This is a genomic window from Mycobacterium sp. SMC-17 (assembly GCF_045310915.1).
Classification (GTDB): Bacteria; Actinomycetota; Actinomycetes; order Mycobacteriales; family Mycobacteriaceae; genus Mycobacterium.
Genome location: NZ_JBJIAK010000003.1, coordinates 30,723 through 57,532, shown reverse-complemented (window position 1 = coordinate 57,532; position 26,810 = coordinate 30,723). Strand labels below are relative to the sequence as shown.

25 protein-coding genes are annotated in these 26,810 nt (G+C 68.0%); 7 read left to right on the top strand and 18 right to left on the bottom strand.

Translation table 11 applies throughout. The features are described from left to right. The first annotated feature begins 28 nt into the window (after positions 1–28). Positions 29–643: a GtrA family protein gene (locus ACJH7A_RS02840; RefSeq protein ID WP_020102898.1), complete on the top strand. Its 615-nt coding sequence runs from the start codon at positions 29–31 to the stop codon at positions 641–643. Here ACJH7A_RS02840 and ACJH7A_RS02835 read toward each other — a convergent pair. The 12 genes from ACJH7A_RS02835 to ACJH7A_RS02780 all read right to left on the bottom strand — a co-directional run bounded on the left by ACJH7A_RS02835 (position 598) and on the right by ACJH7A_RS02780 (position 13,420). Next, positions 598–1,116: a PH domain-containing protein gene (locus ACJH7A_RS02835; RefSeq protein ID WP_406801405.1), complete on the bottom strand. Its 519-nt coding sequence runs from the start codon at positions 1,114–1,116 to the stop codon at positions 598–600. The two genes, ACJH7A_RS02840 and ACJH7A_RS02835, sit on opposite strands and share 46 nt — an antisense overlap. Before the next feature lie 20 nt (positions 1,117–1,136). After that, entirely contained in the window at positions 1,137–1,940 is an 804-nt protein-coding gene (locus ACJH7A_RS02830) for a biotin--[acetyl-CoA-carboxylase] ligase (protein ID WP_406801404.1), read from the bottom strand. Further along, on the bottom strand, positions 1,930–3,159 hold the full coding sequence (locus tag ACJH7A_RS02825; protein WP_237162857.1) for a lipase family protein: 1,230 nt from the start codon (positions 3,157–3,159) through the stop codon (positions 1,930–1,932). Before ACJH7A_RS02825 ends, ACJH7A_RS02830 begins: the two co-directional genes overlap by 11 nt. Before the next feature lie 37 nt (positions 3,160–3,196). Continuing rightward, positions 3,197–4,591 (bottom strand): sugar transferase, encoded by a 1,395-nt coding sequence (locus ACJH7A_RS02820; RefSeq protein WP_133426960.1) that lies wholly within the window; start codon positions 4,589–4,591, stop codon positions 3,197–3,199. A 242-nt stretch (positions 4,592–4,833) separates the two neighbouring features. Then, the gene (locus ACJH7A_RS02815) at positions 4,834–5,409 is read right to left on the bottom strand and encodes a YdcF family protein (protein WP_133426915.1); all 576 of its coding nucleotides are present in this window, start codon (positions 5,407–5,409) and stop codon (positions 4,834–4,836) included. Then, the gene (locus tag ACJH7A_RS02810) at positions 5,396–6,292 is read right to left on the bottom strand and encodes a sialate O-acetylesterase (protein ID WP_406801403.1); all 897 of its coding nucleotides are present in this window, start codon (positions 6,290–6,292) and stop codon (positions 5,396–5,398) included. Before ACJH7A_RS02810 ends, ACJH7A_RS02815 begins: the two co-directional genes overlap by 14 nt. Beyond that, a complete protein-coding gene (locus ACJH7A_RS02805) occupies positions 6,264–7,520 on the bottom strand; it encodes a lipase family protein (RefSeq protein ID WP_406775840.1) in 1,257 nt (418 codons plus the stop codon). The genes ACJH7A_RS02810 and ACJH7A_RS02805 overlap by 29 nt, the downstream gene beginning before the upstream one ends. Further along, a complete protein-coding gene (locus ACJH7A_RS02800) occupies positions 7,521–8,750 on the bottom strand; it encodes an acyltransferase (RefSeq protein ID WP_061000781.1) in 1,230 nt (409 codons plus the stop codon). Further along, complete coding sequence (locus tag ACJH7A_RS02795) at positions 8,747–10,000, bottom strand: alpha/beta fold hydrolase (protein WP_406801402.1); 1,254 nt, start codon at positions 9,998–10,000, stop codon at positions 8,747–8,749. The genes ACJH7A_RS02800 and ACJH7A_RS02795 overlap by 4 nt, the downstream gene beginning before the upstream one ends. Beyond that, positions 9,997–10,665, bottom strand: coding sequence for a YveK family protein (locus tag ACJH7A_RS02790; RefSeq protein ID WP_167837886.1), 669 nt, complete (start codon positions 10,663–10,665; stop codon positions 9,997–9,999). Before ACJH7A_RS02790 ends, ACJH7A_RS02795 begins: the two co-directional genes overlap by 4 nt. Continuing rightward, positions 10,662–11,945 carry a lipase family protein gene (locus ACJH7A_RS02785; RefSeq protein WP_131808698.1) on the bottom strand — a complete coding sequence of 428 codons (1,284 nt, stop codon included), beginning with the start codon at positions 11,943–11,945 and terminating at the stop codon, positions 10,662–10,664. Before ACJH7A_RS02785 ends, ACJH7A_RS02790 begins: the two co-directional genes overlap by 4 nt. Continuing rightward, entirely contained in the window at positions 11,945–13,420 is a 1,476-nt protein-coding gene (locus ACJH7A_RS02780) for a polysaccharide biosynthesis tyrosine autokinase (RefSeq protein WP_061000788.1), read from the bottom strand. The genes ACJH7A_RS02785 and ACJH7A_RS02780 overlap by 1 nt, the downstream gene beginning before the upstream one ends. Positions 13,421–13,552: 132 nt before the next feature. Between ACJH7A_RS02780 and ACJH7A_RS02775 the strand changes: the two genes are divergently transcribed. Both ACJH7A_RS02775 and ACJH7A_RS02770 read left to right on the top strand, forming a co-directional pair. Then, entirely contained in the window at positions 13,553–14,971 is a 1,419-nt protein-coding gene (locus ACJH7A_RS02775) for an O-antigen ligase (protein ID WP_061000789.1), read from the top strand. 96 nt (positions 14,972–15,067) lie between these two features. Then, complete coding sequence (locus ACJH7A_RS02770) at positions 15,068–16,564, top strand: beta-galactosidase (RefSeq protein ID WP_406801401.1); 1,497 nt, start codon at positions 15,068–15,070, stop codon at positions 16,562–16,564. Here ACJH7A_RS02770 and ACJH7A_RS02765 read toward each other — a convergent pair. The 6 genes from ACJH7A_RS02765 to ACJH7A_RS02740 are packed head-to-tail and all read right to left on the bottom strand — an operon-like array spanning position 16,555 to position 23,014. Then, positions 16,555–17,697: a glycosyltransferase family 4 protein gene (locus ACJH7A_RS02765; protein WP_061000791.1), complete on the bottom strand. Its 1,143-nt coding sequence runs from the start codon at positions 17,695–17,697 to the stop codon at positions 16,555–16,557. The genes ACJH7A_RS02770 and ACJH7A_RS02765 overlap by 10 nt on opposite strands. Further along, positions 17,694–18,830 carry a hypothetical protein gene (locus tag ACJH7A_RS02760; protein ID WP_212806617.1) on the bottom strand — a complete coding sequence of 379 codons (1,137 nt, stop codon included), beginning with the start codon at positions 18,828–18,830 and terminating at the stop codon, positions 17,694–17,696. Before ACJH7A_RS02760 ends, ACJH7A_RS02765 begins: the two co-directional genes overlap by 4 nt. Positions 18,831–18,861: 31 nt before the next feature. Beyond that, a complete protein-coding gene (locus ACJH7A_RS02755) occupies positions 18,862–19,989 on the bottom strand; it encodes a glycosyltransferase family 4 protein (protein ID WP_406801400.1) in 1,128 nt (375 codons plus the stop codon). After that, positions 19,989–20,666 carry an acyltransferase gene (locus ACJH7A_RS02750; protein WP_318986434.1) on the bottom strand — a complete coding sequence of 226 codons (678 nt, stop codon included), beginning with the start codon at positions 20,664–20,666 and terminating at the stop codon, positions 19,989–19,991. The genes ACJH7A_RS02755 and ACJH7A_RS02750 overlap by 1 nt, the downstream gene beginning before the upstream one ends. A gap of 54 nt (positions 20,667–20,720) precedes the next feature. Then, positions 20,721–21,866 (bottom strand): glycosyltransferase family 4 protein, encoded by a 1,146-nt coding sequence (locus ACJH7A_RS02745; protein ID WP_212806619.1) that lies wholly within the window; start codon positions 21,864–21,866, stop codon positions 20,721–20,723. Further along, positions 21,866–23,014 (bottom strand): glycosyltransferase, encoded by a 1,149-nt coding sequence (locus ACJH7A_RS02740; protein WP_226519206.1) that lies wholly within the window; start codon positions 23,012–23,014, stop codon positions 21,866–21,868. Before ACJH7A_RS02740 ends, ACJH7A_RS02745 begins: the two co-directional genes overlap by 1 nt. Positions 23,015–23,458: 444 nt before the next feature. Between ACJH7A_RS02740 and ACJH7A_RS02735 the strand changes: the two genes are divergently transcribed. From ACJH7A_RS02735 to ACJH7A_RS02720, 4 genes are read left to right on the top strand one after another with little or no spacing between them, the layout of a single operon-like run. Then, the gene (locus ACJH7A_RS02735) at positions 23,459–24,187 is read left to right on the top strand and encodes a bifunctional 2-polyprenyl-6-hydroxyphenol methylase/3-demethylubiquinol 3-O-methyltransferase UbiG (RefSeq protein WP_234880725.1); all 729 of its coding nucleotides are present in this window, start codon (positions 23,459–23,461) and stop codon (positions 24,185–24,187) included. Between the two features lie 59 nt (positions 24,188–24,246). After that, a complete protein-coding gene (locus tag ACJH7A_RS02730) occupies positions 24,247–25,875 on the top strand; it encodes an acyl-CoA carboxylase subunit beta (protein ID WP_226519208.1) in 1,629 nt (542 codons plus the stop codon). After that, a complete protein-coding gene (locus ACJH7A_RS02725) occupies positions 25,872–26,126 on the top strand; it encodes an acyl-CoA carboxylase subunit epsilon (protein WP_318986431.1) in 255 nt (84 codons plus the stop codon). The genes ACJH7A_RS02730 and ACJH7A_RS02725 overlap by 4 nt, the downstream gene beginning before the upstream one ends. Continuing rightward, entirely contained in the window at positions 26,123–26,761 is a 639-nt protein-coding gene (locus tag ACJH7A_RS02720) for a Maf family protein (protein WP_406801399.1), read from the top strand. The genes ACJH7A_RS02725 and ACJH7A_RS02720 overlap by 4 nt, the downstream gene beginning before the upstream one ends. The last annotated feature ends 49 nt before the right edge of the window (positions 26,762–26,810 follow it).

Here is a 26,810-nt window from a genome sequence, read left to right as displayed (position 1 = left end):
GCAGGTACTTTCCGTAAACTGGCCGCTTATGTCGTTCACCGAGGCCACGATTGCGCGGCTCCCGCGAGTGATTCGGCCGTTTGCCGAGCGGCATCACGAGCTCATCAAGTTCGCCATCGTCGGCGCCACCACGTTCGTCATCGACTCGGGCATCTTCTACACCCTCAAGCTCACCGTGCTCGAACCGAAGCCCGTCACCGCCAAGATCATCGCGGGCATCGTCGCGGTCATCGCGTCGTACGTGCTGAACCGCGAATGGAGCTTCCAGAACCGCGGTGGCCGCCTGCGTCACCACGAGGCACTGCTGTTCTTCGCCGTCAGTGGCGTCGGCGTGCTGCTGAGCATGGCCCCGCTGTGGGTCTCCAGCTACGTGCTGCAGCTGCGGCAACCCAACGTGTCGCTGACCATCGAGAACATCGCCGACTTCCTGTCGGCGTACATCATCGGCAACCTGCTGCAGATGGCGTTCCGGTTCTGGGCGTTCCGGCGCTGGGTGTTCCCCGACGAGATGGCCAAGCACGCACCCGACATGACGCTCGAGGCGACGATCACCGCCGGTGGTTTCGCCGAGGCCTACGACGAACTCGGCGACGACCCTCAGCTGGGCGACTCCTCGGAACCCAAGGTGTCGAAGACTTCGTGATACAGCAGCGAGTGGACCTGCTCCACCCGCGGAATGTCATGGAATTCCAGGGGATCCTGCGATGCCGACTCGATGATCAGCGTGCCGGTGCGCAGTATCCGGTCCAGTAGCTGGTGCCGGAACTCCACACTGTTGATGCGCGCCAGCGGAATGTCGATACCCGACCGCGTCAGCACGCCGCGCCGGAACATCACCCGCCGGTCGGTGATCACGAAATGCGCCCCGCGCCAGGTCAGGAACGGCCAGACGGTGAGCCAACCGATCACCACCAGCCAGACCACGCCGATCACCGCGAAGATGATGTTCTTGGCGTTCGAATCCCAGTTGGTGTGGTTGACCACCGCCGCGAGGAACGCGGCCAGCGCCGTCGCGACCAGCAGCACCAGCACCGGCCCGATCAGTCGCTTCCAGTGCGGGTGCCGATGCAGCACAACATGTTCGTCGGCCGCCAGCACGTTGTCCGGGTAACCCATACCCAGACTCTAGGCGGTGCTCAGCCGGCGGCGGGACGCAAATGGACGACGTCGCCCGCCGAGACGGCCACCGCCCCGTCGGCCGAATCGATCACCAGCGCACCGCCCGCGTCGATGTCGGTCGCCTGCCCGACCACCTCACGCCCGCCGGGCAACTCGGCCCGCACCGACTGTCCGAGGGTGGCGCTGTGCTTGCGGTAGACGGCCAACAGCTCGACGTTCCCGCCCACCCGCCACTCGGCGATGCGGGCGTGCAGACGGTTCAGCAGCGCCACGGCCAGCTGCTGCCGATCCGGTTGCGCGACACCGAGACTCAGCAGGGACACGGCCACCGGGTCGGGCAGTTCGGCGGCGGCGAGCGACACGTTCAGACCGATACCGACGACGATGACGGGCGACCCGCCGGCCGGGGCCGCGACCTCGGCGAGAATCCCGGCGAGCTTGCCGGTGCCCACCAGCACATCGTTGGGCCACTTGAGCGCGGCTTGCACGCCGGCCACCTCGGCGACGGCCTCGACGACGGCCACCCCCGCCGCCAGCGACAGCAGGCCCCACGTCTCGCTCGGCACGTCGGTGGTGTCCACCCCGAACGACATCAGAATCTGCGACCGCGGCACCGCCGTCCAGGTGCGGCCCTGGCGTCCCCGGCCCGCGGTCTGGTCCTCGGTGAACAGCGCCACGCCCGCCACGTTCTCGCCGGACTGTGCCCGCGTCGCCAGATCGGCATTGGTCGAACCGGTTTCGGCCACCACCTCGACGCGCCAGCCGTCACCGACGGACGCCTGGATCGCCGCGGCGTCCAGCGGCAGCAGCTCAGCAGTCATTGGTTACCTTCTTCCCGGCGAACCGATCCGCCATCCAGTCGAGCATCTCCTGCGCCGCGGGCGGATTGTGGCCGCCCTGCGGGTCGAACTCTGTCGTCACCGTGCCACCGAGCGAACAGGCCCGCCCGATGGCCGCCTTCGTCCAGGCCGAATCGATGAACGGGTCCAGACCGCCGTACCAGACGTACAGCGGCGCGGTCAGCCGGCGCTGCGGAATTGCCCACGCCTGCAAGAGATTCTGCAGTCGCTGGGCCGCATCCGGCGACACCGGCAGGAAGTCGCGCGGCCCGAGTTGTCCGGCGGCGACGGCACGCTTGTAGGCCGCGCCGGCGCTGCAGTCCGTCAGCACGTTCCAGTAGCGGGACGCACCGCCGTGCCGGTATTCATCACGGTTCAGGTCGGGGTGCAGCCGGGCCAGCGATTCGATCAGCGCCTGCAGCACCGGGCGCTGCTCGCTGGTCAACGTGCCGGTCTGCGATTTCGCCACCAGACCGCTGATATCGGCGGCGGGCGCCACGGCGACCGCACCCACCAAGTTGAGCTCCGGGGCATAGGGCTCGGCCTGCTCGTCGGCGGCCCAGGCCGCCGCGCCACCCTGCGAGTCGCCGAACGCCGCCCACGTCGAGGAGATGTCACCGAACACGTGCCGTGCCGCGCGGACGGCGTCGATCATGTTGAGGCCCGCGGTGCGGGCGTCGGAGTACGGGTGCACGCCCTTGACGCCCAGCCCCTGGTAGTCGGCCAGGGCCACGGCGTACCCGAGATTGATCACGACTTTCGCGATGGGCAGCAGGTTCATCAGGGTCGGCGACAGCGACGGCCCGCAGTTGTTGTCGATGCCCAGGGTGCCGTGCCCGAGAGCCACCACCGGCCAGCCGCCCTTGGGCGCCCGGCCCAGCGGCGTGAGCACCGCGCCCGAGACGACGGTCGGCGCGCCGCTGTCACCCGAGGTCGAGTGATACACCACGCGGGCCGCGCGAATCCCCTGTCCCGTGAAGGTGCTGGTGACCCCCGGCATGGTCGTCGCCGACAGCAGGGTGCCCGGGCCGGAGCCGGCGAGATCGGCCGAACCGATCGGCTCCGGCGCGCCCGAGAGCGGAATGAACATGTCGAGGACCTTCGAGGTCCCGATCAGCGCCAGCGGTCGCAGGTAGGTCGCGGCCGTCAGACCACCGACGACCAGGACGGCCACCACTATCCACGGCAGGGCTTTACGCATCAAAGGGGATTATTCACCGACGGTCGCCCGTCCGGAGTCAGTAGGCGCCAGAACCGCCGATGATGGTGCGGAAGGTCTTGGCCGCGATCAGCAGATCGTTGGTGATGGACCAGTTCTCGACGTACGACAGGTCGAGCCGTACCGAGTCCTCCCACGACAGGTCGGCCCGGCCGCTCACCTGCCACAGCCCCGTGATGCCGGGGAGCACCAGCAGCCGGCGGCGCACCTGCTCGTTGTACGTGTCGAATTCACGGCGCAGCGGCGGGCGCGGCCCGACGACGCTCATGTCGCGGCGCAGCACGTTGAAGAACTGCGGCAGTTCGTCGATGCTGTAGCGCCGCAGGTATTTTCCGACCAGCGTGACGCGCGGGTCCTCGTGAATCTTGAACAGCACCCCGCTGCCGCTCTCGTTGAGATCCAGGCTGATCAGGTCGTCGACCATGCGGTCGGCGCCCTGCACCATCGTCCGGAACTTCGTCATCTGGAACGGCTTGCCGTCCAAGCCGATTCGCTCGGAGCGGTAGAAGACCGGACCACGGCTGGTGAGCTTGATCGCGATGGCCGACAACACCATCAGCGGCGAGGTCACGGTGAGCGCGAACAGTGCGACGAACACGTCGAAGGCGCGCTTCTGGAGTTTCTTGGTCCCGCTGTACTGCGGACGCTCCACGTGGATCAGCGGCAGGCCGGCGACGGGACGCATGGTGAGCCGGGGGCCGGCGACGTCGATGACGCTCGGGGACACGACCATGTCCATGCCCAGCTTGTCGAGCTCCCACGACAGTTCGCGCACTCCCTCGGGCCCGAGGTGGTCGGTCGTGGTGAGGGCGACGGCGTCGAAGGCGGCCTGGGTGATGGCGTCGGACACCTGGGTCTCGTTGCCGAGCACCGGCAGCTCGCCGACCCCCGCCACCTCGAAGGTGCCGCCGGCGGGCCGTCCGGTGAGGCAGACGCCGCGGACCGAGTAGCCGTACCACCACTCGCGGTGCAGGGACTGCACCAGGTTGCTCACGGCGCGCGGGTCACCGACCGCCAGCACGTTGGCGACGCACTTGTTGCGCCGGCGCAGGCGGGCCAGCACCCGGCGGCAGATGGTCCGGCCCACGACGAGGCCGACGAGGCCGAGCGGCAGCGCGACCGCCAAGTAGCCGCGAGCGTACTCAGGGCGGAAGATCATCAGTGCGACGGCGATGATGCCGACGGTGGCCAGCGTCGCGGAGAAGACCCGGCGGTACTCCTCGACGCCGGCGCCGACAATGCGCGGCGATCGGGTGCGGTATGCGGCCAGCATGGCCAGCCAGATCACGGCGACGAACAGCGAGAGGACCGAGTAGTACGAGAAGACGTGCAGATACGTCGAAGTGAATTCCAGGGAGGCGTCGGGTGTACCGAGCTTGACGAACTGGGCACTCGCCAGGGCCAACACGACCACGACCAGATCGAATGCGATGAGGCACCAGCGGTACCGCGTCTGCCAGGCCCGGTCAGCTAAAGGCGCGACGGCCCGTACGCGAGGCGCGGGAGAAGCCTCGGGAACGTAGAGTTCTTCTGCCACCGACACTGACGCGTACTCCCTCCCATTTGCTGGCTGTTCGCTATAGCCCCCGCTCAGCGAACTGCGACTACTATCGCATCGTTTGCTCGAAAATACCACCGATCAGAAAAATAGGCAGGTCAACCGCAGCGACCCTGCAGCGCGGCCTTAGCGAACCCGGCAAACTGATAGAAGAACGTCAGCTCCCACCCGACGGGCGAGAAGTCATAGTCCCTGGGCAAAGCCACCGCGACAACCGAACCGTGGTCCGGGGAATAGCACTGCCGGAAGATCAGGCGGGCGCGCGGCAGGTGGTACCGCCAGCTGACGACGATGATCCGGTGCCAGGATCGGCCCTCGGAGAGTTGGCGCATCATCATGGCCTCGCCGCGGGTCGTCAGGATCTCCGGCTTCCGGCAGATCACCTCGATGTCGGTGGCCGGCGCGCAGGCGCTCTTCATCTGGGGGTCGCCCGGCACGTACGGGTTGGACAGCACCACGGTGCGGGCCCAGCCCTGCCGGGCCAGGCTCAGCCCGTACTGTTCGCGGCCGTCGTGTTCGCCGGCCAGCACGATGATCGCGTCGGCCCGCTGGAGCTGATCGGACTTCGCGCCCGCGAACAGCACCAGCCCGGCCAGCCCGACATCGACGAGCACGACGATCGTGACCACACCGAAGACACGGCGGATGACCCGGCCGAGTTCACCGCGCGCCATAGTCCGCCAGTTGTTCGGCGCACATCTCTCGGTACTGCTGCCACATCCGGCGACCCAACTCGCGCTGCCCGGCAGCGCTGTAGTGGCGATCGTCGGGACTGTTGTACGAATCGCGCGGGCCGGGCACGAAGGTGCAGAGCGGCCACCGGTTCGGGGTGTCGGCGTGCACGGCGTCGATCGCGGCGTAGGGCTTGCCGCTCAGCTCCATCTCCTCGGGCACCATCTGCCCCAGGACGAACGGCAGGCTCTCGCCGTACCTTGCGCGCAGGTCCCCGATCAGCGAGTCGAGCTTGGCCTGGTACTGCGCGCCGGAGATCAGCGGCACGTCGGTCTCCCCCTGGTGCCAGAGCACCGCGGCGATCTCACTGCCGGGAAACCGCGCCAGCGCGGCGTCGATGGCCGCCACGGCCCGCCGGTACAGGTTCACCCGGGTCTTGCGGTCGGCCGGATCCCACGTGTGCCCGTTCTTCGGGGTGAATGAGGTGTCGCCGCGAGCACCGGGGATCAGCAGGACCGGCCGCCCGGTGTCCTCCGCGAGTTGTTTGGCGAACGTCGGACCGAAACCGACGTATTTGCAAGGTATTTCGTGCAGCAAGGGTTGCGTCGCCAGCACCGCCGTGCCTTTGGACGGTCCACACATGGCCCACTGGTGCACCAGCGGGTGGGGGCGGTCCAACCCGTCGGGATCGACCGGCAGCCCCATGCCGAACGCGTTGGACTGCCCCAGGATCGGCAGGATCAGATACGGCCGCTCGGGTTCGCCGACCGCGGTGCCGCGGGGCGCGATGAGTCGCTTCACGATGCATTTCGCCTCGATCAGCAACTGCTGATGAATCGGGCTGTCGCCGTCGGGATTACGTGGTCCCCTGCGCAGGACAGTCATTGACCGCCTCGCCTCCCCTGAATCGTTCTGCCAGCCACCGCAATTGACCCGGCCCGTCAATATCGCCGTGTCCACCGTCCGGCTGGAAATTCCAGACCACCGTACCGCCCAGCGAACATGCGCGGGCGATGGCGGCCTTGGTCCATTCCGGGTCGAGGAACGTGTCCTTGCCGCCGTAGACCACCGACATGGGGGCCGACAGCGGCTGCTGCGGCAGGGCCCAGTCCTGCAGGTACCGACGCAGTCGGTCGGCGGCCGCCGCATCGACCGGTGCCAGGTCGGTCGGTCCGATCGCGTCGATGGCGGTGGCGCGGTACGCGACGTCGGGCCCCGAGCACGCCGACAGCACCTTCCAGTACCTGGCCGCCGCGCCCCGGCGGTAGTCGTCGCGGTTCAGGTCGGGATGCAGCCGGGCCAGTGACTCGACGATCGCCTGGAACGCCGCCTCCTGGTCCTTGGTCATGGTGCCGGCCTTGCCCTGATCGAAGATGCCGGCCTTGTCGACGATGCCCGCCACGTCGGCCGACGGCACGCTGGCGGCCGCGCCGATCAGGTCGAGTTCGGGCGCGTAGGTGCGCGCCTGTTCGTCGGCGGCCCAGGCCGCGCCGCCGCCCTGCGAACCGCCGAACACCGCCCAGCGGTTGGAAATGTCGCGGAACGTGTGGCGCAGGGCGCGCACCGAGTCGATGACGTTGCGGCCCGCCGTACGGTTGTCGGTGTAGGGGTGGACACCGGGTGCGCCCAGGCCCTGGTAGTCGGCGAGGGCGACGGCGAAACCGAGGTTGACGAAGCCCTGCACGAACACCACGTTGCCGAGGAGATTCGCCGACAGCGACGGCGCGCACGGGTAGTCGATGCCGGTCGTGCCGTGGGCCAGCGCGATCACCGGCCAGCCGCCGTCGGGCGCCTGGCCCCGGGGCGTGAACACCGATCCCGACACCACCGTCGGCGCGTCGGTGTCACCGGAGGTGGATCGGTAGACCACGCGGGCGGCCTGTAAATCCTTGCCCTCCACCGAGTTGGTCAGCGCCGGCATCGTCATCGCGCTGATCAGGCTGCCCGGGCCCGAGCCCGTCAGATCGGCCGTGCGGATCGGCACCGGGTCACCGGCACCGCCGTGCCGCAACTTGTCCAGGGCCCAGCTGCCGACCTGCCACATCACCGGCAACGACGCCGCGATCAGGAGCACTGCCGCGAGCGCGGCGCCCCACTGGATCGCACGGCGCATTCAGGACCACCTGGTGCGGTACCGCTTGGCGAATTTCATGACGGGCTCTTCCACTGCGTAGTACGTGACGGCCGAGACCACCAGTGTCACCGCCAGGACGAGCGCCACGTTGCGCAGCATGCCGGGCACGGTGTCGCCGGCCATCAGGCCCCAGCGGCCCAGCAGCAGCATGAGGGGGAAATGCCAAAGATACGCCGACAACGAGACCTTGCCGACGAACCGGAAGGGCGCGGTGTCGAGCAGCTCGGCCAGCCCGGACCGCTCGCCGCGGAACAGCGGCGCGACGATCACCAGGATGCCCAGCGCGCACAGCACGGCCAGGGCCGACGTGGCGTACGGGTTGGCCAGGGCGATCAGGCCGAGCATGACCACACCCGCCGGGAACATCGCCAGGAAGCTGTACAGCCGGACGCGGCGGCTGAGCTTCTCGCGAATCGCGTTGTGCTCCATGGCCACGACGAGCACCGCGGCGGCCATGCCGAACGCGAAGGTGTCCGAGTTTGTCAGGAAGGTCTTGGTGTAGACCGCGACCCAGTTGGCGCCCCAGTTGATCTCCGTCGGATCGGTCAGGTGCAACGCCGAGATCATCCACGGCACGAAGGCCCGGCCGATGAAGCCCAGCGCGATCAGCAGCGCCGGCCCGAGCGACACGACGAGCCACGGCCGCAGGTTCGACCGCCGCCCGAGGGCGAACAGCAGCATGCCCAGCAGCGGGATCGAAAGGTAGAAGGCGTATTCCAGCGTCAGCGACCACGACGGGTTCAGGCCGGTCTGGAAGTACTTCGGGATGTACGACTGCATCAGCGTCAGGTTGGCGATCAACTGCCACGGGTCGGTGATCATGCCGGTGCCGTCTTCGGTGCGGGTCGGCTGCAGCGACGCGTTCTCGATGTAGACGATCTGCAGCAGGTAGTTGCACAGCAGGAATATCACCAGGTAGCCGGGCAGAATCCGGGCGATGCGGTGCACGGCGAAGTTCGCGGTGCTGGGCAGTTCGCGCTGCTCGATCAGGTTGCGTACGTAAGGCAGGAACAGCAGGAACCCGCTGAGCGCGTAGAAGAAGATCAGCGACAGCCCGACCAGGTTGGTCTTCCAGTGATAGGCCGTCTGCGGTGAGTAGTGCCCGGTGACGTGCATGACGGCGACGCCGAGGCACGACAGCCCGCGGGCGCCGTCCAGCCCGATGATGCGGGCCCGGGTCCGGACCGGTGCCGAGGTCGGCGCGTTCACTGTCCTGCTCCCTGCGTGGAATTGAATGACGGACAACTGTTCGGGGCGGGGACGCCGTCGAAGCGGTCCTTGATCCAGTCGTAGGACACGGCCACGTCGATGTCGGCGTGCCCCTTGGTCGGCTGGAACATGATGTCGATGACGTCGCCGAGGCGGCACGCGGCGGCGAGCGCCTTGTTCGTCCAGTCCGGCGGCAGCAGCGTGTCCTGGCCGCCGTACAGCACGAGCATCGGCGCGGACGCCGGCTCCTTGGGCAGGCTCCGCTTGGCCAGCAGGTCCTGCAGCGTCGCTTCGGCCTGCGGGTTCGCCGGCCGTAGGTCGTCGGGCGTGATCTTGTCGATCGCCGCGGTCCGCGCCGCGGCGTCCCCCGTGCGGCACGAGGCCAGGATGTCCCAGTGCTCGACGATCTCGCCGTGGCGATAGTCCGCGAGGTTCAGCGACGGGTTCTCCGTCGCCAGGGACGCCAGGATCAGCTGCAGGATGGCGCCCTGCTCCTTCGACAGGCTGCCGGCCGCCGCTCCGGCGGCCAGACCGGTGAGATCGGTGGCCGGTGAGAGGCTGACGGTGCCGACGAGGTTGAGCCCGGTGCCGTATCGGGCGGCGAGTTCGTTTGCGGCCCAAGCGGCTTGGCCACCCTGGGACACCCCGACGGCCAGCCACCGGTCCGACGACTGCGGCACCAGCTTGTGCGCCGCGCGCACGGAGTCGATGACGTTGTAGCCCACCGTCGTGGCATCGGCGTACGGATGGCCGACGGTCCCCGGACCGAGGCCCTGATAGTCCGGCAGGCTCACCACGTAGCCGGCCTTGACCAGCGTGGTGATCGGCTGGGACAGCCCCTGCAACGTCGACGAGCCCGACGGTCCGCAGTCGCGTTGCATGCCGGACGTCGCGTGGCCGAAGACGATGACCGGCCAGCCGCCCGGCGGCGGTGTCCCGTTCGGCACGAACACCGAACCCGATACCTCGGTGTGCTCGCCGGTGATCCCCGACGTCGACGTGTAGGCGATGCGCGCGGCCAGCGAGACCGCCGATTTCAGCCGCAGGTCCAGCGTGGGGAACGTCGAGGCCGACACCAGCGCCCCGGGCACCTCGCCGGCGCCGGTGGTGTCAGGTTTGAGATCGATCCCCGGAGCCGTTGGTGGCCCGGCCTTTTTCGGTGCCGAGTCACTCTGGCAGGCCGGCGCGGTCAGGCACACCGCGGCCAGCAGCGCCGCCGCGGCGACGCGCCGCAGCCACGGCGAGTTCATCCCGAGGTCCCGGCGCTCGCGTCACCGATCACCCGCTCGAGGTGGCGGCGACTCTGTACCCGGTCGAAGATCAGCGCCCGCGCGATGACCGCGATGACGCACAGTGCGAAACCCAGGACCGTCCCGGTCATCACGTAGGACCACACGCCGCCCACCCGCTGGGCGGGACTGGCGTCGTCGATGACGACGAGCGTCGCGCTGGTACCGGCGACCAGAGCCAGCCGGTTGCCCACCGCGACGAGGTCGTTGACGACCTCGTGCGCGATCTGCGTGGTCTGGTCGGCATCACCGCCGGTGACCGTGACGTTCAACATCGCTGTGGCACTGGGCAATATGACGATCCGGGCCGCGAGTTCCTTGTCGGACTCGATGAGGCCCAGCTTCTGGATGATGGGTGCGGTGATCTGGGAGCTGGTGGCCAGGTTCCGGTAGGTCTCCATCAGGCCGAGCATGCCGGCGTCGCCGTAGTAGGCGTCGAGCGGCGATGCGCTGCCCTCGGTCCGGACGAACACCGATGCCGTGGATCGGTATTCGGGCTTGGCGTGCTCCCAGCCCGCCCAGCCCACCAGTGCACTCGCGATGGTGGTGACCAACACCAGCACCCAACTGTTCTTGACGAACAGCGCGTAGTCGCGCACCCGCGGCACTCCGGCCGGCGTGATCACGTCGCCCCCACACAGACATCGGCCACGCGCTCGCCGTCGAACCGCGCCTGCAGCCACGCCAGCGCGTTCTGCATCGTCTGGTCGTTGATCTGGCCCGTGTCGCCGACGCCGCGCATCACGACGATCTGCTGGCCGCGGGCACACGCGGCCGCGGTGGCCGTCAGCACGCCGGCCGCCGGGTTGACGGTGTCGGCCGTGCCGAACGCCACCAGCACCGGCGGATCGTTCGGGCCCGCACCGGGACTGGGCAACGCGACGGCACCGAGGCGACGCTTGAGGTCTGCCGCAGCGGCCGCATCCTTGGCCTGGAAGTCGTTGGGAGTCAACTGATTCAGCGCCAGTTGGGCGGCCGCGACGTCGCGCGGTGCGCAGTCGACCAACAGGTCCCACTGGTCCTTGAGTTTCGCCGAGCGGTGCGCGTCGAGGTCGAAGTCGGGCTGCATGGTTTCCAGGCTCTGCAGCGCCCGGATCTGCAGCCGGTACTGATCGGCGGTCGCCAGCGCGGCGGTGCGGTCCGGGTCGGCGAGCGGCGCCAGATCCGCGATCGGGTTGACCGCCACCGCGCCGACCATGTTCATGCCGGCGCCGTAGGTCCCGTTGCGTTCGGCCGCGGCCCACGCGGCCAGGCCGCCTTCGCCGGCGCCCAGCGCACCCCAGTTGGTGCTGGTGGACGGAGCGGCGCGATGGATCGCGCGGGCGGCGTCGATGATGCTGTTCCCCAGGCTGTTCGCATCCAGGATGGAGTGCTGCCGGGCACTGGAGCCCGGGTCGATGCCCAGCCCCTGGTAGTCGGACAGGACGATGGCGAAGCCGCGCCGCAGATACACCGTCATCCCGGTCGAGTAGCCCCAGAATTGCGGCGCGAGGGTCGGCGCGCACTTGGGCAGCAGCCCGGTGGTGTCGTGCCCGAACGAGATGATGGGCCAGCCGCCCTTGGGCGCCGGGCCCGGGGGCACCGCGATCAGGCCGCTGACCTGGATGGGACGGCCGTCCACGCCGCTCGTGGACCGGTACACGATGCGTGCCGCGGTGGCGCCGGCCTCGTCGAAGCTGGGGTCACCTTTGACGGGCTTCAGCTCGACCAGGGAACCCGGGCCGTCGTCGGTGAGGTCGGGCGGCGGGAGTGCCTCGGCCCCCGGAAACATCGGGGTGAGGTCCCGGGTGGGACGCACGTCGTCACCCGGCCGTGGCGGCACCGGACCCGACTGGCCGCACGCAGCGACGGTGACCAGCACTGCAGCCAGTGCCAGTACCGTGCGCCGCAACTCAACCTGACGCATCACGGCTTCTGGTGCGCCGCCGTCTTGGCCTCGGGCTGCGATGCAGCCTTGGCGGCGGCCTTGGGCGCCGCCTTCTTGCTCTTGCCGCCACCGGACTTGGGGCCGTCGGACCCGCCGATGTGAAGCTTGAACTCGACCGGTTCGTCGGTGGCGACCGAACCGATCAGTACCGCGTTGGCGGACTTCAGGGTCTGCACGGCACGCGTGAGCGCATTGCTCGTCGTGTGCCGGATGCGGCCGACCAGCAGAGCCCCGTCCGACAGTGCGGCGGCGACGGCACCGTCGTTGTACTTGCCCAGCGGCGGCGTATCCACGACGACGTAGTCGAACTGGCCGGACAGGTCGGCGAACAGGCTCTCGGTATGGTCGCCGGCCCACAACTCGCCCGGACGCGTGGTCGCGGGGCCCGCGGGCAACACCGCGATCCGGTGCTGACCGACGGAGACCTCGGGGATCAGGCTCTCGGCGACGGTGTTCTCGCCGACCAGCACGGTGCTCAGGCCGCGGTCGGCCGCGCCTTGACGGGCCGCCGGGGTCAGGTCCAGGCGCTGCGCCACCGCCGGGTTGCGCAGGTCACCGTCCACCAGCACCACGCTTCTGCCGGTCTCGGCCAGCACGGCGGCCAGATCGATCGCCACCGTCGTCCGCCCGTCGGACGGCGACGGACTGGCTACCGCGATCACCCGAGCGGCTTCATCACGATTTGCCGGCACGGTGAACCGCAAATTGTTGCGGAGCTCGCGCAGCGCCTCCGGATAGGCACCCTCGGCGGTCAGGTCGACCACCGGCGCATGGCTGCGGGCCGAGTCCGCGGGCAGCGCGCCCATGAGCAGCGAACCACTGGCGTCGGCCACGCGGTCGCGGCCGCGCACGCGGCGGTCGATGATGCCGAGCACGATGGCCGCCAGCAGGCCGAGGACGAGGCCACCGGCCAGCCCCATCCCGATGCGGGTGACCATCGAATAGCCCAGGGGCTTGGTCGGATAGCCGGCCTCGTCCACGACGATGGCGCCCGCGGCGGGGCTGCCGCCACGGCGGGAGGTCTCCAGCTCCCCCACCAGGCCGGCGAGCTGATCGGCCACCGCGCTGGCGTAGGTCTGCGCCTGGCCCGGGTCCTTGTCGGTGACCGACACCTGCAGCAACACGGTCTTCGGCAGCGGGACGGCGGTGACCTTGGCCCGCAGTTCGCCCGCCGAGATGGTCGCCTTCAGCTGGTCCACCGCGCGGGCAGCCACCTGCTCGCTCATGGCGAGGGTGGCGTAGGAGTTCACGCGGTCCTGGGAGAACAGGTTGTTCTGGTAGGCCTCGGTGACCGACGTGCCGTTCTGGGTCGCCACGAAAAGCGTCGCGCTGGACTGGTATTCGCGATCACCGAATTCCCACCACGACCAGCCCGCGACACCTCCGACAACCGTCAGCGCCACGATCGCCCACCAGTACCGGCCGAATATCCGCAGGTACTCTTTGATCTCCAAGGTCGTGCCCCTTATTTCAGCAATGCGACGGCTCACAGATTAGCGGCTGGGAACCGGACCGACCATTCAGGCGCGCCACGGGTCCGGGCAACCTGCTTGAGCTTAGCTGGTCGAGCTGAGAACATAGTCGGCATGAACGCCCGTTTGGGTCAACTCGGCAATCTTAAATCATCGGTCGGGATTCTGGCCGTGATCTTGGGCCTGGTCTGGTTGGCGACGTCTTTTGGCCAGGTCACCCTGTTGGGCATTGTCGCTATTGCCGCACTGGTTGTCGGCATCTATGTCGGATTACGGCATCCGCTGTGGTTCTTGTACGGATTGGCGGTCGTCACCGGCGCACTGCCTTTCGGATATTTCCCGGGCGTTCACGTGCCCTTATATCTGCCGTTCGCATTCGGTGCGGTGGTCGCGTTGTTTGTGCATCCGCGACTGGCCCGTCCGATTCATCCGCTGGAATGGGCGATCATCGCGCTCGTGATCACGTCGATCGCGTCGGTCGCGGTAACCGGCGTGGGCGTGGGCGACGTCATCCAGATCGTCCGGTGGTCGGTGGTCACCTTGGTCGCGATCGCACTGAGCAGTCTGTCGGGGCAACATCTGGAGAAGTTCGGCCGCATATTCGTCTACGCGACGCTGGCCAATGCGGTCTTCGGCCTGTACATCGTGGCATTCGACCCCAACCAGACCTCGTTCAGGTATCTGCGGGTCTTCGGTTACGCGGCGGAATACACCGCGACGCGCTTCGCGTTCGCCGAAGGCGGTGCCGAAAGGTCCATGCGACTCGGCGGCACGTCGGTGGACCCCAACGCCGAGGGCATCGCGCTGGTGGTGTCGATCGCCGTCGGCCTGGTTGTCCTGGCGGGCTGGCAGCGCATCGTCGTGACCGGCATCTTCCTCGTCGCGCTGCTGCTCACCTTGAGCCGGGCCGGCATGTTCACCATCGTCGGCGGGGCGGTGCTGGTGCTGGCCTTCCACACCATGCGGTCCCGGGACCGCGGTTTGGCCATCGCCGCGATGGTGGCCGCGATCGGAGCCGCGGCGGCGATACCGGAAGTGCGGACCAGATTCGCGCACTCGTTCAGCAGTGACGATGTCGGCTCCACTTCCCGAATTGATGCCATCCGTGAATTCCCCGACACCATGGCCGGTTACTGGTTGTTCGGAAAAGGCTGGAACCGGCTCGAATTCCGGGACGGAAACTATGCGTTCGTGCTGAACCATGTGTCGAACGCGCCATTGCTGACGATTTACCGCGGCGGCATTTTCCCCGGTCTGGCGTTCTTTGCGATCATGGTGATCGGTTGCGTCATGAGCTACCGCGCGATTCGCTCGAATTCATTTGCCTGGGCCGGATATGGCGGCATCTACATCGGATTCTGTGTTGTCGCGCTCCAACTCGATCACCCCGTGGTCGGCATCCCCCCGGCCACCCTCAAGTTCTCCATTTTGCTGGCGTTCCTGGTGCATATAGACCGAGAACGGCAGGAACAGGTAAGACTGCGACACGCCCAAGCAGATTCACAGCAAACGCCCTTGGCTGCTGCACACTGAGTGCGCGTTTGCGCCTCGCGACGCACTTCATAGGTGAAGGGCGGTTGCACGATGCCCGGGAAGCGCCCCCGACGATCCGCCCGCCGTTTCTCGAGCATGGCATCGGCGATCGCCGGCAGCATGGTCTGCGCCCTCATCGTCTTGACCGGCATCCCAGGGGACACCCCTGAGCGGGTCAGGATCGCCGAGCGGGCCAAAGTCGTCAACCTGCCGACCACCATCGGCTTCGCCGACTCCGACATCTACGGCCTGTCGCAGGATGACGTGAACCGGACATTGGCATTGATGGCCAACAACCGCGTGAACACCATCCGGTTGATGATCCCGTGGGCCGGGGTCGAGCCGATCCTCGGCCAGCTCGACTGGAGCCTGGTCGACAAGACGGTGAATGCCGCCGCCGCCATGAACATGTCGATCATCGCGTTCATCAACGCGACCCCGCCCTGGGCCATGTCGCAGGGCGGCCTCCCGCTCAGCAGCCGGCCGTCGGACCCCGACGCCTACGGCGCCTTCACGGCCAAGGTGGCCACGCGTTACAAGGGCAAGATCTCCGCCTACGAGATCTGGAACGAGCCGAACGCGGTGTTCTTCTACAGCCCCGCGCCCGATCCCGCGGGCTACACCGATCTGCTGAAGTCGGCCTATCCGCGCATCAAGGCCGTCGACCCGGACGCGACGGTGATCGGTGGGGTCGTCGGCGCCGTCGTGGACTTCGGCTCGTGGTCGATCAACCCGGTGCGCTTCATCGCCGGGATGTACGCCGCCGGCGCCAAGGGCAACTTCGACGCGCTGTCGTTCCACCCGTACAACTACAACCTGAAATTCTCCGACGGCATGCTGATCGCGAATTCGCCTGTCCTGCAATTGCTTCAGATGCGCCAGGTGATGATCGACAACGGCGACGACGAGAAGAAGATCTGGGCCACCGAATACGGCGAGCCCACCTCGGTGGTCAACGAGACCACGCAGGCCGCGTATCTCAAGGACATCTACACCAAGTGGCAGGAGATGCCGTACACCGGCCCGCTGATGGTCTACACCACACGTGACCGCAAGACCGGGAGCAACCAGGCCGACGCCACCGTCGGGCTCTACCGCAGCGACTGGACCCCGAAGCCCGCGGCCGCCGACCTGGCGGCGACCATCGCCGCCGGCGTACCCAAATCGCCGGAGTTCCTGCGCTTTTCGCAGATCACCGACCCGGCGCACGGCTCGGTCCTGAGCCCGGTGTTCAAGGCAACCAAGACGGTGTGGGCGCAGGTCCGCACGGTCAACACCATCTACGAGCTGCCGAGCGGCTACGTGTCGTCACCGCGCCCGGTGGCCGACATCGCGATGCAGCGGAACTCGGTGCCTTCGAGCGTCTTTGCCGATGGCTACCAGGACTTCTCCGGCGGCCAGGTGTTCCGCGTGTGGTGGTCGCCCGAGACCGGTGCCCACTGGGCCTCGAGCGCTTTCGCGCAGGCCTGGAAACCGCAGCTGGGGTTGGCCACCAGCGACGAGCGCTACGTCAACGGCTCCAACCGCGTCGACTTCCAGCACGGTTACATGGTCTGGGCACCGTGGGTCGGCGTGAAGGTCTACTACACCTGACCGTCGCCGCGCAGCAGGTCGGCCACCGCCCGGTGCGGCAACCGGTCCTGCCACCGCTGCCGGTTGATCTCGAACAGCTGGTTTCCCAGGTCGACGGCGGCCGGCACGTCGGTGAGCAGCCGCCGGCACTCGGCGATGAACGCCGCATCGTCGTCCAGGGGTCGCAACCCGAAGATCGGCCCGAGTGATCCGATGGCCGCCGTGGTGGCGACGGCAGGCAGCCCGATCCGGATGGTGTCGAGCAGCTTGACCCGGACTCCCCCGCCGGTGCGGATCGGCGCGATCAGGGCACGGCACGTGCCCAGGAACGCCCCGAGGTCGTCGACGAATCCGAGGTCGCGGACCCCGTCGGGATAGACCGGGTCGGCCGCACCAGGTTTCTTGGCCCCGATGATGCACAGTTCGGCGCCGGGGATCCCGGCGGAGATCCGCGGCCACAGTTCGAGAGCCCGCAGGAACCCCTCCTGGTTGGGCGGCCAGTCGCGGGTGCCCATGAACACCAGCCGCGGCGGGGAGGTCGCGACGTCGACCTGCGTACCGGGCGGCATCGTGATGTCCATGAACCGGGCATCGGCGACGCCGTTGTCGCGGTAGTACTCGGCTTCCTCGGCGTCGTAGGTGCTGACGGCGTCGGCCGCGCGCGCGACGCGCAGCTCGTCGCGGACCAGGCGCGGTTCCTCGACGCGGCCGAGCGCGCCGCGCGACGCCCGCCAGACCAGCGACTCGCTCACGTTGGTGTTGACGACGAATCGCTTCTTCCCGAAATGCGTGCTGCGGAAGAACGATTCGGCCATGTAGCTGTGTTCGGCGACGAACACGTCGGCGTCGCTGCGATCGATCGCCCGGACCAGTTCGTCGGTGTCGAATCGGACATGCACCAGGCTGCGCCGGCGCCGCAGGGAGTCGATGAGCAGCCGGTGCGGACGCACGGCCGGCTTGTGGACCCGCTCGAGCGGCAGGCCACCGGGAATCAGGTCGGCAGTGACGGTGCCCGGTCGGGGTGACAGCGCGATGGCCGACACCTCGGACGAGTCGGCGGCCAGCTGCATGAGCATGCGGGCCAGTGCGACGTCACCGGTGTGTTCGAGCACCGGGTCTTTCGACAGGATGAACGCGGTCTTCGGTGTGGTCATGACTCCACCACCTCGCGCGGCCGGTAGACCGCCCACGTGAACCCGGCGAGCATGATCGCGTCGGCGACGGTGGCCGCGATGGCCGCGCCCACCGCGCCGAGCGGTGTCAGTGTCGCGAGGGCGGCGACCATGCCGAGTTTCACCGGCACCAGGCCGACGGCGATGGTGAGCCGGAAGACGTCGCGCCGCTGGGTGTAGAGGATCACCTGCAGCACGAAGATGCAGATACGCAGCGCGGCGAAGCCGCCCATGATCATCATGGTCGTGGCGAGCTGGGTCGGTGCCCCGAAGGCGAACAGGCAGCCACCGATGATCAGCAGCAGCGAGCCGCCGAGTGCCGCCATCCGCAGGATGTTGCGCAGCGGTGGGGCGGCGGACAGGTCACCGCCGCTCTCCCGCAGCGGCTCGTGATAGGTCATGCCGAAGGACTGGCCGGCGGCCGCCACCGCGGCCGCGACGACCCACGCGAGCTGGTAGTAGCCCGCTGCCGTGGTGTCCACCAGGGTGCCGAGCAGCAGCACGTCACCGCCGAGATACAGCGTGGTGCCGAGCATTTCGCCGGTCAGCGCCGCGATCAACCGCGGCGGCCCGGGTGGTGCGGGCCGGTGGCCGATGGCCAGCTTGGCCCCGACCAGCAGGATCAGCACGTAGGGCGTGCAGTACAGCAGCGAGGCGTGGGTGAGCGTCGGGTGCGCCGAGGTGTACAGGTACACCGCGCCGATGCCGGCGCTGGAGAACTGCCGCGCGGTGTCGAGCCGATACACCTTGTCCGGGTGGCCATCTCGCGCGGACTGACTCTTGACGACGTTGAGGGCGATCTCGCCGCCGGCCACCATCAGACCGAAGCCGATGACGTAGTTGACGTCGAACGTGACCGCGCCGGTGGCGACCAGCCCCACTGCGACGAGATAGCGCATGGTGCGCTCACGCAGGAAGTGCTCCTCGGATTCCCGGATGGCCCGGACCGCGAAGGAGTTGTCGACGGTGTTGCCGACGATGCCGTTGAGCACCGTCGCCATGGCGTACAGGCCGTATTCGGAGACGCCGAGGCGCTGCACGAGGATCAGCGTCCACAGCAGGCCGACCCCGCGACCGCCGTAGATCCAGATCAGCGAGATGAGCGTCTTCGCCACATTGCGGGTGGGCGCTTCGGGGGCAGTCAGGTCACACGCTCACAGATGCTCGGGCCAACATGTCGGTCCACACGCGGCCGAACGCCTCGGCCGTCCGCGGCCCGGAGCAGGCCTCGCGGTAGGCCTCGACGTGCCGGCCGAACTCGGCCAGTCGCTCATCGTCGTCGACGAGGGACACGATGGCCTTCGCCAACGACGACGCCACCTGTTCGGGGTTCTGGTCGCCGATGCGGACGACGAGTGCGCCGGCGCGCTCGTCCAGTTCGGCCAGGGCGCCGTAGTCGGTGCAGACGACGGGGGTGCGGTACGCCATCGCGTGGGCGACCGAACCGGACGCCGGGTAGGTCTCGGCGTAGAAGTGGCGCTTGCCGTACGGAATCACCACGGCCCGTACCGAATCGAAGAACGCGTCCTCGGCCGGCCCGTCGACGGGGCCGACGATCTCCACGCCCGGGCCACCGGTCAGTGCCTCGGTTCCCCGGCCCGCCACCCGGATGACGATGTCGTCGGGCAGCTCCCGGCGGATGCGGGCGATCTGCTCGAAACCCTTGCCGCGGTATACATGTCCGAAGAAACCGACGGCCTTGGGCCGCTCGGTGAGCGGGCGCAGCCGCGGTCGTTCGGAGATGATGTGCGGCACGGCGGCGACCGTGGTGCCGGGGTAGATGGCCTTGATGGAGTCCGCGCCGATCCGGCTCAGCGCGACCATCGTCCGGTCTCCGTTGACGATGCCCTCGATTCGCCGCGACAGCGGGCGCAGCGGGTAGTGCAGGCCGTGCATGACGAGCCGGTGCTGCGCCACGAACCGGGTCCGCGCCGGCCACCAGATGCCCTGCGGCGGATCGTGCACCGTCGCCGTCACCGGCACGCCGCGCAACCCCGCGATGGACCAGAACGCCGACACCGCACCGGCCGCCAGCTCGGCATGCACCAAGACCCGGCCCGGCTTGCCGGAGGCCACCAGCTCGGCGACCGCGCGCCGGTGGCCTCGTACCTGGGCCACCGTCTCGGCCCCCGGGCCGAGGGTGCGGCGTTGCACGACCTCACCGAACAGCGGCCGCACGGCGTTGACGAAGTTCTCGGCGTAGTCGCCCACCGCGGTCTGGCCTTCGGCCGGACCGATGTAGACCAACCGGTATTCGCGTAGATCGACCGGCATCAGCAGAACAACGGCCGGTACTTTGCGCTGTAGCCCAATGCATCCGGATTACGCTTGGCGAACACTTTGGCGGGGTTGCCACCGACCACGTCGAGCGGGGCCACGTCCTTGACCACGAGCGCCTGCGCGGCGACGACGGCGCCGCGGCCGATCAGGGCGGGCAACACCATGGCCCGGCTCGCGATCCAGACGTAGTCCTCGATCACCGTCGGGATCGGGATCGGCAGGAAGTCCGGGTGGTTGATGTCGTGCCCACCGCCGAGCAGGTGGACGTCGCTGGCGATGGTCACGTTGTCGCCGATCCACAGGCCGGCGCGCGCATCGAGCAGGCAGCGGAAGCCGATGGTGGTGCCGTTGCCGATCGTCAGGAATTCGATGTCCAGGATCGTGGTGCCGCGCATGATGGTCGACCACTCACCGATGGTCGCGCCGAACAGCCGCAGGAAGCCCTGGCGGATGGTGTGCGACGGGATGTGCGTGATGAACATGTTGAACAGCAGTTCGCCAATTCGGTTGCGCGCCTTGCGGGCGACGCCCATGCTCTGCATCTTGTAGTAGGTGACGCGGCCGTCCTCGCCGAGTTTCCATTCCGGATCCGGCGGCAATTTCAAAGTCGGTGCGGCCGCCTTCTTGCGTGCCACATCTGCCGGGTCTGCCGTTGCCGGCTCGCCAATCACGTTCTTCGCTCCCGTCGTCCCGGATTCCGAGTTAACCACAGTGTTTCGGCCTCGTCAGTGCAGCCGGCCCTGGCGCGTCAGCATCTCCGACCACTTTGCGGCGTAGGCGGCGGCGACGTTCTCCGGCGACCGCTCCTGGCGCGTCCGGTCGGCATTCGCCTCGAGTTCCTTGAGCCGCGTCTCGTCGTTGAGCAAGGCCGCGATGGCCGCCGAGAACCCGGCCGGCAGTGCCTTGGGGTCGTCGGAGTCCATGGGCACGACGACCGCGCCGGTCTCGGTGCCGAACTCGGCCAGAGAGCCGTAGTCGGTGCACACCACCGGGGTGCGGTAGGCCATGGCGTGGGCCGCGACCGACGAGGCGGGATAGGTCTCGGCGTAGAAGTGGCGCTTGCCGTACGGAATCACCACGGCGCGCACCGAATCGAAGAACGCATCCTCGGCATCACCGTCGACGGCGCCCACGATCTCCACCCCCGGGCCACCGGGCAGCGCTTCGGTCCCCCGGCCCGCCACCCGGATCACGATGTCGTCGGGCAGCTCCCGGCGAATGCGCGCGATCTGCTCGAATCCCTTGCCCCGGTACACATGCCCGAAGAAACCCACGGCCTTCGGCCGCTCGATCACCGGGCGCACCCGGGGCCGCTCGCACACGAGGTAAGGGGCATACGCCACATCGGTGTTCGGGTACACATCGCGAATGGACTGCGCGCCGATCTGGCTGAGGGCGAACAACGTCCGGTCCCCGTTGACCATGCCCTCGAGCATCCGCGACACCGGACGCAGCGGGTAGTGCAGGCCGTGCATCACCAGCTTGTGCCGCGCCACGAACTTCGTGCGCCCCGGCCACCAGATGCCCTGCGGCGGATCGTGCACCGTCGCCGTCACCGGCACGCCGCGCAACCCCGCGATGGACCAGAACGCCGACACCGCACCGGCCGCCAGCTCCGCATGCACCAGCACCCGGCCCGGCTTCCCGCCGGCCACCAGCTCGGCGACCGCGCGCCGGTGCCCCAGGATTTCCCGCGCGCTGTCGGAACCCGGTCCCAGCGTGCGGTGCTCGACCAGTTCGCCGACATGGGGCCGCAGCGCCCGCGTGAGGTTCTCGGCGTAGTCACCCACCGCCGTCTCGTGGTCCGCCGGACCGACGTACACCAGGCGGTAGTCCTTCAGCGTGGCGACCGGCGCCGCTTCTGGCGCCATCAGTACCCGGCCAGCTTGTCGACTGCCTCATGCAGCCGAGCGCTGAACGCGTCCTCGGTGAACTGGGAGACGTGGTGTTTGATCTTCTCCTGGTCCCACGTCGCCGACTCGAACCGGTCCAGCGCCTCGCGCACCGAATCCGGTTGTGGTTCATCGAAATACAGGCCGGTGGTGCCCTCGTCGATGGTGTCGAGGAAGCCGCCGAACCGCAGCGCGACGCTCGGCCGGCCCCAGACACCCGCCTCGATGGGGGTCAGGCCGTAGTCCTCGAAACTCGATGACATCAGTGCTCGGCAGTTCTTGTAGAGCCAGGCCATCTGCCCGTCGGTCAGGTTGTGGAGCATGGTCACATTGTCGGTCTTCATCGACCGGAGCCGCTCGGCTTCGGGCCCATTGCCGACCACCACGAGCTGCCGGTCACTACCCGCGAAAGCCCGCACGATGACGTCGACGTTCTTGTACGGCAGCAGCCGGCACACGACGAGGTAGAAGCTGCCGTCCGGATCGCTCAGGTCGACCTTGTCCTCGAGCTCCTCGACGGATTCGACGGCGTACGACCGCGACATCGCCACCGGCGCGAACATCACCTCGGCGTCGATGTCGTAGGCCTTCTTGACGTAGCCGCTGATCATGGTCGAGATCGCGAGGTACTTGTCGGCCGCGAGCGCCTGCCGACGGTCCCAGTCCAGCAGGCGCTTCTTGGTGAGCTTGAGGCCCAGGCGCTTGATCGGGTTCGCGTGGTCCCCGAGGTAGGCCTCGGTCTGGTACAGCCAGCGCGCCGGGTTGTAACAGTAGATGAGCTTCTTGCCGTTGGTGCGGAAACCGTGCGACCAGCCGCTGCAGCTCGCCAGCACGATGTCGGCGTCGACGTACATGGACTCGGCGACGCGCGGATAGATGGGCAGCGCGGCCCGGTGGTACTTGCGGGCCAGACCCACCTTGTTGAGCGCCGACACCCGGATGTCCAGGTCGGCAAACTCCGGGTAGGTCAGCTCGGGGTCGTAGAGCATCGTGTAGAGCGGGGCGTCCGGGAACGCCTTCGTCATCGACAGGACAACTTTTTCCGCGCCGCCGAACTGGGTCAGATAGTCGTGGGCGATGGCCACCTTCGGCCCGTCCACTCCGTCGTACTTGCGCGTCGAATGCACTGTTGAATATCCCCTTGCGCCGATCTGCTGATCGTTTCGCGGTCGTAGAGTCAGCTACCCGAAAAGAGCGGGCACGCATATCGAACCGCAAACTTACGCAAATGACAAGCTAAATGCATCGCGCCTGCGCAGGACGCACTGCCGACAGTGCGCACGCGCTCCCTCAGCTAAGCGCGATTCGGTACCATCGGTCCGCCTTTCCCGGCGCCGCGCTCCCCCGACGGCAACCCGGTCTCGCGGCTTCGACCAGGCATTACCCACTGCCCGAGCGGCGCCGGGTCGCGACCGCGCTCAGTGCCCGCTCAGCAAATGCCACCGCCTGAACGCTGTTCAACCCGAGTTACGGGCGGGACCAGCGCGCGAAGTGTATATTGACTTACCAGCAAACTGCTGACGCAGGTCGTGCAAGCCGCGGGGGCGGAAAAATCTATGAACGGTGCGCAAATGAGCGGTACACACGTGGATGTCCATTACAAGGACCTGGACACCCTCTGGCAGGGCTACGACGAGTCCGTCCGCACCCTGGCCGAGCGCGAAGGCGTCAAGGCCGTCGCCGAACTCGGTGGCGGCGCCAACCCGATCATCGGCGGCGACGACTGGAGCTTCGCCGACGAGCGCGTCGTCATCGACATCTCCGCCACCGAACTCGCCAAGGCCAACAGCCGCGTGCACACCCGCGTCGCCGATCTGTGCAAACCGATCGACAACGAGCTGGCCGCGTACGACCTGGTGTTCTCCAAGATGCTGTGCGAGCACCTGCCCGACGCCCGCACGTTCCACGAGAACTGCTTCAAACTCCTTCGCCCAGGCGGACTTTCGGTGCATTTCTTCCCGACGCTGTTCGCGTTCCCGTTCGTGGTGAACCTGCTCATCCCCGAGCAGGCGGCGCGCACCGTCATCAGCAAGCTGCAGCCCGGGCGGTTGCAGAACCCGCACCACGAGAAGTTCCCGGCCTACTACCGCTGGACCACCGGCCCCACCCAGAAGGCCATCAAGCGCTACGAGAGCGTCGGTTTCCAGGTCGAATCGTGGTCCGGCGCCTACGGCCACGGCTACTACCGTGTGCTGCCTCCGCTCGATGCCCTCGAGCGCGCGAAGAGCCGTTTCCTTCTTAAGCACCCGGTGCCCGCACTCACGAGTTTCGCGGCCGTGGTCCTGCGCAAACCGGCGTGACCCGCCGAGAGAGCACCCCACCTTCACAACTTTCTTAGAGAACCGTTAACATCGTCGCCATGACGAGCGTGACCGAGCCACCGGTGGACAAGGCGATCGACATCCACACCACCGCAGGCAAGCTGGAAGACCTGCGTAGGCGTACCGAAGAGACCCTGCACCCCGTCGGCGAGGCCGCGGTGGAGAAGGTCCACCAGAAGGGCAAGCTCACCGCCCGCGAGCGCATCCTGGCGCTGCTGGACGAGGGCTCGTTCGTCGAACTCGACGCGCTGGCCAAGCACCGCAGCACCAACTTCGGCCTGGCCGACAAGCACCCGCTCGGCGACGGTGTGGTCACCGGCTACGGCACCATCGACGGCCGCGAGGTCTGCATCTTCAGCCAGGACGCCACCGTCTTCGGCGGCAGCCTCGGTGAGGTCTACGGCGAGAAGATCGTCAAGGTCCAGGAGCTGGCCATCAAGACCGGCCGCCCGCTGATCGGCATCAACGACGGCGCCGGCGCCCGCATCCAGGAGGGTGTGGTCTCGCTCGGTCTGTACAGCCGCATCTTCCGCAACAACATCCTGGCGTCGGGTGTCATCCCCCAGATTTCGCTCATCATGGGTGCCGCGGCCGGTGGCCACGTGTACTCGCCCGCGCTCACCGACTTCATCATCATGGTCGACCAGACCAGCCAGATGTTCATCACCGGACCGGACGTCATCAAGACCGTCACCGGTGAAGAAGTCACCATGGAGGAGCTGGGCGGCGCCCACACCCACGAGGCCAAGTCCGGCACCGTGCACTACGTCGCCTCGGGCGAGCAGGATGCCCTGGACTACGTCCGCGACCTGCTGAGCTACCTGCCCCCGAACAACTACGCCGAGCCGCCGCGCCTGCCCGCGCCGCCGCACCCGGGTGCCGTCGAGGACAACCTCACCGAAGAGGACCTCGAGCTCGACACCCTGATCCCGGATTCGCCGAACCAGCCGTACGACATGCACGAGGTCATCTCGCGCATCCTCGACGACGACGAGTTCCTGGAGATCCAGCCCGGCTACGCGCAGAACATCGTCATCGGCTTCGGCCGCATCGACGGCCGCCCGGTCGGCATCGTGGCCAACCAGCCGACCCAGTTCGCCGGCTGCCTGGACATCAACGCCTCCGAGAAGGCCGCGCGGTTCATCCGCACCTGCGACGCCTTCAACATCCCGATCATCATGCTGGTGGACGTCCCGGGCTTCCTGCCGGGCACCGAGCAGGAGTACAACGGCATCATCCGCCGCGGCGCCAAGCTGCTGTACGCCTACGGTGAGGCCACCGTCGCCAAGATCACCGTCATCACCCGTAAGGCCTACGGCGGCGCCTACTGCGTCATGGGTTCCAAGGACATGGGTTGCGACGTCAACCTCGCGTGGCCGACGGCCCAGATCGCCGTCATGGGCGCCTCCGGCGCGGTCGGCTTCGTCTACCGCCAGGAGCTCAAGGCCGCCGCAGCCAACGGCGAGGACGTCGATGCCCTGCGCCTGCAGCTGCAGCAGGAATACGAGGACACCCTGGTGAACCCGTACGTCGCGGCCGAGCGTGGCTACGTCGACGCGGTCATCCCGCCGTCGCACACCCGCGGCTACATCGCCAACTCGCTGCGTCTGCTGGAGCGCAAGGTCGTTCAGACGCCGCCGAAGAAGCACGGGAACATCCCCCTGTGAGCGCCGAATCTGTGGTCGACGAGACCGAGACGCAGGCCCCGGTGGCTCCGCTGTTCCAGGTCGTCAAAGGCAACCCGTCCGACGAGGAGCTCGCTGCGCTGGTGACGGTGCTGGCCGGCGCCTCGGGCGGCGGCGGTGCCCCCGAGGCCGGTGACCGCAACGACTGGGGCCACCCCGTCTCCAAGCTGCGGTACGCGTACACCAGCTGGCAGCTGGTGACCCTGGTGGAGCGCACCTTCATCCGGCGATGACCCGGGTGGTCCTGGGCTCGGCCTCCGCGGGCCGGCTCAGTGTGCTGCGCAAGGCCGGTGTGGAACCGGTCGTGCTGGTATCCGACGTCGACGAGGACGCGATCATCGCGTCTCTCGGCGACGCCGGCCCCGGCGACGTCGTACGTGCCCTGGCGACAGCCAAGGCGCAGCGGGTCGCCGAATCACTCGACGCGACCCTGTCATCGGATTGCGTTGTCATCGGCTGTGATTCGATGCTCGAGTTCGACGGCCGGCTGACCGGCAAGCCGGGCGCCCCCGAGGTGGCCCGGCGGCAATGGCTCTCGATGGCCGGCCGCAGCGCCGTCCTGCACACCGGCCACAGCGTCCTGCGCCTGAGCGACGGCGCCGTCACCGCTCAGGTCAGCGAACTCGGCTCCACCACAGTGCGTTTCGGCGAGCCCGGCACCACCGACCTGGATGCCTACATCGGCACCGGCGAACCCCTCTGGGTGGCAGGCGCTTTCACCCTCGACGGCCTGGGCAGCTGGTTCATCGACGGCATCGAGGGCGACCCCTCCAACGTCATCGGCCTGAGCCTGCCCCTGCTCCGCCGTATGCTGGCCCGCCTCGGCGTGTCCGTCGCGGACCTGTGGGCCGCCAACCGGCCCCAGTAGGTTTTTCCCGAATCCACCTATCCGCACCGCATCCCGCACCGAACTCCTG